Below are 1547 nucleotides of genomic sequence, written 5' to 3' on the forward strand. Positions count from 1 at the left end.
GATGTAGCAGCTCTCGAGCTTGTTCTCGCGCACCACGGCCTTCTGCGCCTCATTCACCTCGTCCTGTGTGAACGGAAGCTTCATGCGCAGGATCTTGGCGCTGTTGAACAGGCGCTCGGTGTGCTCCTCCAGGCGGAATATCGCCGTGCCACCCACCGCGTTGTAGGCCCGCACCCCCTCGAAAGCGCCGCAGCCGTAGTGCAGCGTGTGGGTCAGCACGTGGATCTTGGCGTCGCGCCAGTCCACCATCTGGCCATCCATCCAGATCTTGCCGTCGCGGTCGGACATCGAGGGAACGATGGGGCTCATGTGGGGTCCTTGGGTTGGGTCGTCGGGGGCAGTCCGGGCTGCCAAACCGTCGATTTTAAGGCGTCGGACCGCCGCGCTCTGGTTCCGCCGGGTTGGCTCCGGCCGGTGCCGCTGGGGCGTCTTCGCTGGCGGGACGGTCCAGTTTCCAGCTCAGCAGCTTGCCGTGCTGGAAGTCCGCTGTGACCGTGGAGCTGCCGTTGTCCCGCCAGCGGTAGACCTCGGGCTGCACCCCCTCGTCGGACAGCCGTTCGCCCAGCGAGCGGGTCATGGCCATCACATGCATGAGGGTCACCCCCGGCTTGAGCTTGGCGTTGAGCATCACGGCGCTGTCCACATAGCCGATCGGGCGGTTCGCCGCGCGCTTGAGCACCGTCATGAGCCGGGTGAAGTGCAGCAGCAGCCACATCATCAGACCGCCGCCGACGGCGGCCACGCCGGGCCAGCCGTAGGTGCGGTGGGCCAGGAACAAGAGGGCCACGCAGGCCGCGGGGACGAGGAAGTTCTGAATTCGCATGGGGGGATTGTCCATGGTGCAGGGCCGGTGCCGCTGCGGGTTGTACGCAGTGCGCAGGTGTCAGGCCAGGCTGCGGGCCAGTTCCATGGCCTCCTCGATGCGGTCCACGCCGTGCACCGTCAGGCCTTCGAAGGCCTTGTCGTTCTTGCGCGGCAGGTTGGCCTTGGGCACCACGGCCACGTTGAAGCCCAGTTTGGCCGCTTCCTTGAGCCGGTCCTGGCCACGCGGCGCGGGGCGCACCTCGCCCGCCAGGCCGACCTCGCCGAAGGCCAGAAAGCCCTTGGGCAGCGGCTTGCCGCGCAGGCTGCTGGTGATGGACAGCATCACCGCCAGGTCGGCCGCGGGTTCGCTGATGCGCACCCCACCGACCGCGTTGACGAACACGTCCTGGTCCATGCAGGCCACGCCGGCGTGGCGGTGCAGCACCGCCAGCAGCATGGCGAGGCGGTCGCGGTCCAGGCCGACGGAGAGGCGCCGCGGGCTGGGCCCACCGCTGTCCACCAGCGCCTGGATCTCCACCAGCATGGGGCGTGTGCCTTCCAGCGTCACCATCACGCAACTGCCGGGCACGGGCTCCGAGTGTTGAGACAGAAAGATCGCACTCGGGTTGCTCACGCCCTTGAGGCCCTTTTCGGTCATCGCGAACACGCCGATCTCGTTGACCGCGCCAAAGCGGTTCTTGATCGCGCGGATCAGGCGGAAGCTGCTGTGCGTGTCGCCCTCG

At 67.7% G+C, this 1547-nt stretch carries 2 protein-coding genes and 1 pseudogene; all 3 read right to left on the reverse strand.

The genetic code is table 11. The features are described from left to right. The coding region (locus V6M49_RS01635; RefSeq protein WP_332747356.1) for an aminotransferase class IV at positions 1-309 on the reverse strand (309 nt) is incomplete at its 3' end. A 55-nt stretch (positions 310-364) separates the two neighbouring features. After that, positions 365-823, reverse strand: a complete 459-nt coding sequence (locus V6M49_RS01640) for a hypothetical protein (RefSeq protein WP_332759692.1) — start codon at positions 821-823, stop codon at positions 365-367. A gap of 60 nt (positions 824-883) precedes the next feature. Continuing rightward, positions 884-1547: pseudogene (locus V6M49_RS01645) on the reverse strand (DNA repair protein RadA); the annotation flags it as partial.

The sequence above is a fragment of the Pseudarthrobacter sp. genome, from assembly GCF_036675385.1.
GTDB lineage: Bacteria > Actinomycetota > Actinomycetes > Actinomycetales > Micrococcaceae > Arthrobacter.